This window comes from Candidatus Cloacimonadota bacterium (assembly GCA_011372345.1).
Lineage (GTDB): Bacteria > Cloacimonadota > Cloacimonadia > Cloacimonadales > TCS61 > DRTC01.
Map to the genome: position 1 here is coordinate 1 of DRTC01000462.1, position 6,233 is coordinate 6,233.

Sequence of the window (6,233 nt, forward strand, 5' to 3'; positions counted from 1 at the left end):
ACAAATACCAATAAAGTACATCTTACTTTGAGTCCGGGTGCTTCCTACGAATTCAGTAAAAACATCAATGGCGGTTTAACAAGTAGTTATGACCGTACAAACGATAAAAAAGCAGATTCTACCATATCGATCTTCAGTTTAAGCCTCTGGGTAGAGATAACTTTTTAATTTTACTTTTTTAAAACTTACCAAATCTTTAAGATTTGGCAAATTTTCTATTCTTATCACAGAAATTCATCTTTTTCTTGACACTAAAAAAAACAAATTTTTTTTCCCTAAAAGAATAGGAGAAGTCAATGGTAAGTAAAACTCAGAAGTTCAGGTTAGGCATATTTATTATCTTTATTTCTGCTTTAATGATCATCTTTTTTGTCATGGTCGCTGGAAACAAGTTAATGGAGAAAAGGGACAGTTACCACATCGTTTACAAGGAAATATCAATCAGCGGATTACAGATCGGTGGAGCAGTGAAATATCATGGAATCAGTATTGGTCGCGTTGATGATATCCTGATCGACAAGGAAGACATTCGCAATGTAATCGTGAAAGTAAGTGTTAAAGCGGGAACACCTATCAAGGAAGATGTCAAAGCATCATTGATCCCGGTTGGAATTACGGGTCTTCTCCAGGTAGAATTAAGCGGAGGATCGAACGAAGCGAAACTTCTGAAACCGGGAAGTGAAATATTAGCAGGAACTTCTACCTTTGAAAGCATTTCCGGGAAAGCAGAAATTATAACGGAAAAACTCGAGAATGTCTTACATAATTTAGCAGAATTAACAAACCAGAATAATCGTCATAAACTAGAAAATATTTTAGCAAATATCGACAGTATGGTCACGGAAAATCGAGAACCGGCAGCCAGTATTTTAACCAATATCGATTCCACAACTTTTTATCTGGTACATCTGACAGAACAAACAAAAAAAACAGCTGAAAAATTAAATGAAATATTATATTCTGAAAGATTTAACAATATCCTAAATAACACCGAGAAATTTTCCAGCCAAATCGCGGAAGCAGATATTCAGCAGTTGATCGTTAATCTTAATAAAGCTGTCAATCAGGCAAATGATACCCTTCTCCATTTTGATCTAACCCTACTGAAAAGTCGTCAGGATTTCCTGCAGTCTTTGGAAACGCTGAAAGAAACTATGGATTACCTGAACGAATTTTCCAGACAGATCAGCGAAAATCCTTCGATCTTATTACGACCCCAGAAAAAATAAAGGAACTTATCATGAAAAAACTTTTTTTCCCAATAATTTTTATTGTCTTGTTCATACTTGTTTTAAGCAGTTGTTCGGCAGGAAAATATATTCCGGTCAATTATTATATTTTGGAATATTATCCCCACCTGGAAAAAGAGGAGCTGAGGCAAGACGAACCTTTTGATCTGTCGGTTCTGGTTCTTGATACAAAAATTCCTAAAACTTATAGTCGCAGCCAGATCGTGATCAGGCATTTCGGACCGAAGATCACCTATTCCGAAAAGGATATCTGGGGAGTAAAATTAGCCAATATAATTCCCGACCTGATCAACAAAAGACTCGTCAATTACAATATTTTCAGGCAGGTACAAAGAGAATTTTTGAACACAAAACCTGATTATGAAATTTCGACTGTTTTAAACAATATTGAACTTTACTTGTATGAAGATGTTCAGATCGCTCGTTTGAATATGGATTTCTATTTAAGCAAAAGTGGGGAAGAAACTTATTTGGTGCATCATTCTGTAAATAAGGAAGAAAAATTATTTGATGATAATGTAGAAACTTTTGTTCTGAAAATCAATGATTTAATTCTAAATGAAACAGACAATTTCATCTCGAATATGGTTCACTATCTTAAATTCGGTTCAGAAAAAGAAACGATCGTTCAGAAAGAAGAAAGAGATTCATCCTTTGTCAGTTATCCTGATCTGGAATTAAGACATTCCGGATTGGGTTCGCTTTTATTACCCGCAATAACAAGATCAAATAACGAGCCTTATTTTATTATTTATGATCAAAACGGAAATGAAATTAAAACCGCTAAAATGGGAACTGCAGTTGCTCTAAAAGATGGAATCTATTCAGTCAGTTATGGATCCGGAAGCGAAAGGCAGATGATGACCAAAGAAAATATAAAAGTTATTCCTCAATATAAGACTATTATCGAGCCGGATTGGGGTTGTCTGACAGTCGATATAATCGACGAAAGACGGGACTTCATTCAAATGCGATATGAGCTTTTTGACTTGGAAACAGGTGAGAGTTATGGGACGGAATTAACAGCGGAAGAAGAAGTTGGTGAACAGCAAAAAATCTGGCTGCTCAGACCAGGAATGTATAAGATCACGCTTAATAATGAATCATTTAATACTTACCGGGATTTTTCAACTGTTTTTGTGGAAAAAGGAGAAGTTCAGAAATTGACAATCGTGGTAGCAACCGACGAGGAAGGAAATCCAACCAACCTGATCGGGTCGGGGGTGATTGAGGAAAGTGAGATCGGAGCTTCCTCAGATAAATTGAAATTTTCGAGTGCAGTTCACGGAAATGTTAATATCAACAGCAATAATGAGACAGACAAGGATAATCCGGAAACAACAATTACCTTGAATACACAATTCGACAGTCGTTTAGTTTATGATAAAGACCCTTTTCATTATACTTTGAAAAATTTGATCGAATTGGGAACTTCAAAAGAACCGGATATGGATTTTCGGCTTTCTTCCGATGATTTTGATCTGAAAAATACTTTTATTTTTTATTTTTTAAAGAATATCGGACTTTATGCAAGAGCAGATTTGAATAGTCATTTTTTTGATAAGAATAACTATGAATCAAATTTGAATTATGTAAAAGTTAATACTAATGATCAGGTGATTGAAGTTGCTGAAAACCAGGATAAAATAAAACTGAAATCTCCCTTTTTTCCTTTAAAATTAAAAGAAGGAGTTGGAATAAATTGGAGGATCATGAACTATTCCAAAGCCAATCTGAATTTGAGAAGCGGCTTCGGAATGCAACAAGATATAAATAATGATTATTATGTCTGTTCAGAAGGTGATTCACTGGAAATTGATTATCAGGATCATGCTATCTATAGAGAACAGGAATCTGTTAACAAAGAAGGTTTGGAATTATCTCTCATCGGCAGCTTTTTATTACCTTTTAATTTGACATATACTACAAATGCTGATGTGCTCTTTCCTATTGAGAAGGAAGAGAATATCTCGATGGAATGGGAAAATATCTTCAATCTGAAATTATTTAAATATATTTCTCTCGATTATAAACTCAAATTTGAAAACCAGGAACAGGATGGTGGAGATGATTATATTATGATGGAACAAAGTCTGTTCCTTCGCTTAACTTATATTCTTCGTTAAAAGAAAATGAAATTAGAAAATAAGACGCTTTTCTTGGTGAACGATCTTAATAAAAACACAGTTCCTTCTTTATTGAGAGAGTTTTCCCAATATGAAACAACTGATATTGAATTGATCGATCTTTCTAATGTTCTTTCTATCGATAGTGCCGGAGTTGCCTTCCTCGATGAATTGAGTTTAAAATTAAAAGATCATTCTCCGAAAATCATAAATGCCTCGGAAAATATTCAGGCGGCAATTTCAACTTTCTCACTTTCCGAAGAAAAATTACCTGAAAAGGAAAAATCGGATAATATTTTTGTTCAGCTCGGAGGTGCTTTATATAATTGGAAAAACTCTTTTCTCGAGGGTTTGATCTTAACATCCGAAATAGCTTACTGGTCGTTCGTCGGGATCTTCAATAAAAAAGGTCAGAGGAAACATTCAGTGATCCAGCAAAGTATCCTGATCGGAGTTGATGCTCTCGGAATTATCAGTTTGCTTTCGATCATTATCGGCTTGATCCTTGCCCTGCAATCTGCTGCCCAGCTGCGGCAATTCGGAGCAAATATCTTTATCGCCGATCTGATCGCTATCTCGATGGTCAGGGAAATGGGACCAATGATGACAGCGATCATCGTTGCCGGCAGGAGCGGTTCTGCTATTGCTTCCGAAATTGCAACCATGAAAGTTACGGAAGAGATCGATGCTCTCAAAATGATGGCGATCAATCCCATCCGTTATGTAGTTGTTCCAAAATTCCATGCGATCACGATCTGCATGCCTTTATTAGTAACCATGTCTATGCTTGTTGGTATTTTGGGGGGATTAATAATCGCGATGACTTATCTTGATTTGAGTGCTGTCTCTTTTTTGAATAGAGTTTTGGATGCTCTTACTATAAAAGATGTCCTCGTTGGTCTAAGCAAAAGTGTTTTCTTCTCCTGGGTAATTGTCATTATTGGAAGTTATTACGGTTTTAATGTTAAAGGCGGAGCCGAAGGTGTCGGTAAAGCAACGACTCTTTCGGTGGTTGCCTCGATATTTGCCGTTATTATTCTGGATGCTGTTTTCAGCTTTTTATATTTAGGAAATTTGTAACTCAATCATCCTGATTGAGAAAAATGAGATGGATTAATTAATTTATGGTAGTCAGTAATTAATTTATGATGTTCCATAATTTATTTTTAGTAGTCCATAATTTGTTCAAGGAGTACCATAATTGCCTGTATTATGCCGAATTATACTAAATTTGGAATTTTATTTCATGGATTTATAGAGTTCTGAATTGAGATAAAAGAAAATTTATTATGAAAAAACCGATTATATCAGTAAAGGATCTTATTGCCAAATATGATAATAAGATCATCCTGGAAAATATTAATGTAGATATTTTTCCGCAGGAAATTACTGTTATTTTGGGCGGAAGCGGTTGCGGAAAAACTACTTTGATCAAAAATATCCTGCGACTGCACGATCCTTCTTCCGGTTCTGTTACTATCTTTGATAAAGAAATAACCGGAATGGAAGAAACCGAATTTGAAAAAATTCTCGAAAAGATCGGAATGTTATTTCAAAATGGAGCTTTATTAAATTCTATCAGTGTCTTTGATAATGTCTCGATCCCTTTAGAACAACATACAAATTTACCACCGGAAATCATAGAAAAGATAATCCGGGTGAAGTTAAGTTTAGTAAATCTGGGTAACGCAATTTATTCATTGCCATCGGAATTATCCGGCGGCATGAAAAAAAGAGCAGCTCTGGCTCGAGCAATTGCCTTGGATCCTGAAATTTTAATTTGTGATGAACCTTCTGCTGGACTTGATCCTTTAACCAGTGCGAACCTTGACAATCTTATTCTGAAATTAAAAAATCAACTAAAAATGTCGATCATTATCGTAACTCATGAATTGGCAAGTATTCATCGCATTGCAGACAGGTTGATCTTCCTGGATAATGGAAAAGTTATATTTACCGGAACTCTTTCTGAAGCAAAATCTTCTGCTGTTCCTGAAGTTGAGACTTTTTTTAGAGTTGGAAAATTTGATTAATTTATTAATTTTAGACAGTTCAAAAAATTAGAATTCCTTTCTATGGAAAAAAACAGAGTTGAATTAACACCGAAATTTACTCTAACAGAAGATTTGGGAAAGTTAGCTAAATTGTTGAGAATGTTAGGTTATGATGCTGCAATTTATAAGTCTGTTAACCTTTTTACAATTATTCGAATAGCAAAAAAAGAACGAAGAATCTTTGTCACAAGAAGTCAAAAAAAAGTAAAATCTAATCAAAAATTTTCCCGGATATTGATCAAATCGGAAAACCATCTCGAGCAATTGCGGGAGATGAAAGATTATATCAGGTTAAACGAGGAGCATATTTTTACCAGATGCATCATCTGCAACAAATTGCTGTTTGATATTTCAAAAAATAAAATTATCGATCTTATTCCGGAATTTATTTATCAAAATCATTCAAATTTTAAGGTATGTCGGAAATGTGGAAAAATCTTCTGGAAAGGCACTCATTATCAGAATATGAAGGCTGAATTGATTAAGATGTTTTTCTATAAATAACTATAAATATAATTAAAAATTCTGCTATGAATTTCCAATATATTATTTTTTCTTGACAATATTTTCATATAATAGAGTTGAAGAACATCGTTATTATGTTCTTTAAGGAAGTTCCATAATTTATGGAATAATAAAGTGTTTTCGTAAATTAAATTGCATATCGTGTTTTGATTATGGAAAAATTTTTCAAAAAAAGGGAGGGTGTATGAAAAAAACTATTTTAGTTTTTGCCATTTGCTTAATGACAATTCTGGTTCAATCAATAGCTTTTGCAGAAGTTGGAAAAGACCAGAATTATG

At 34.2% G+C, this 6,233-nt stretch carries 5 protein-coding genes; all 5 read left to right on the forward strand.

The window, feature by feature from the left end; all coding sequences use genetic code 11:
• Window positions 1-296: 296 nt before the first annotated feature.
• The 5 genes from ENL20_08965 (at window position 297) to ENL20_08985 (ending at window position 5,934) form a co-directional block, all read left to right on the forward strand.
• The gene (locus ENL20_08965; protein HHE38687.1) at window positions 297-1,229 is read left to right on the forward strand and encodes an MCE family protein; all 933 of its coding nucleotides are present in this window, start codon (window positions 297-299) and stop codon (window positions 1,227-1,229) included.
• Between the two features lie 11 nt (window positions 1,230-1,240).
• A complete protein-coding gene (locus tag ENL20_08970; protein ID HHE38688.1) occupies window positions 1,241-3,376 on the forward strand; it encodes a hypothetical protein in 2,136 nt (711 codons plus the stop codon).
• 6 nt (window positions 3,377-3,382) lie between these two features.
• Window positions 3,383-4,456 (forward strand): MlaE family lipid ABC transporter permease subunit, encoded by a 1,074-nt coding sequence (locus ENL20_08975; protein ID HHE38689.1) that lies wholly within the window; start codon window positions 3,383-3,385, stop codon window positions 4,454-4,456.
• Window positions 4,457-4,665: 209 nt separating this feature from the next.
• Entirely contained in the window at window positions 4,666-5,409 is a 744-nt protein-coding gene (locus tag ENL20_08980; protein HHE38690.1) for an ATP-binding cassette domain-containing protein, read from the forward strand.
• Window positions 5,410-5,451: 42 nt separating this feature from the next.
• On the forward strand, window positions 5,452-5,934 hold the full coding sequence (locus ENL20_08985) for a hypothetical protein (protein HHE38691.1): 483 nt from the start codon (window positions 5,452-5,454) through the stop codon (window positions 5,932-5,934).
• Window positions 5,935-6,233: the final 299 nt, after the last annotated feature.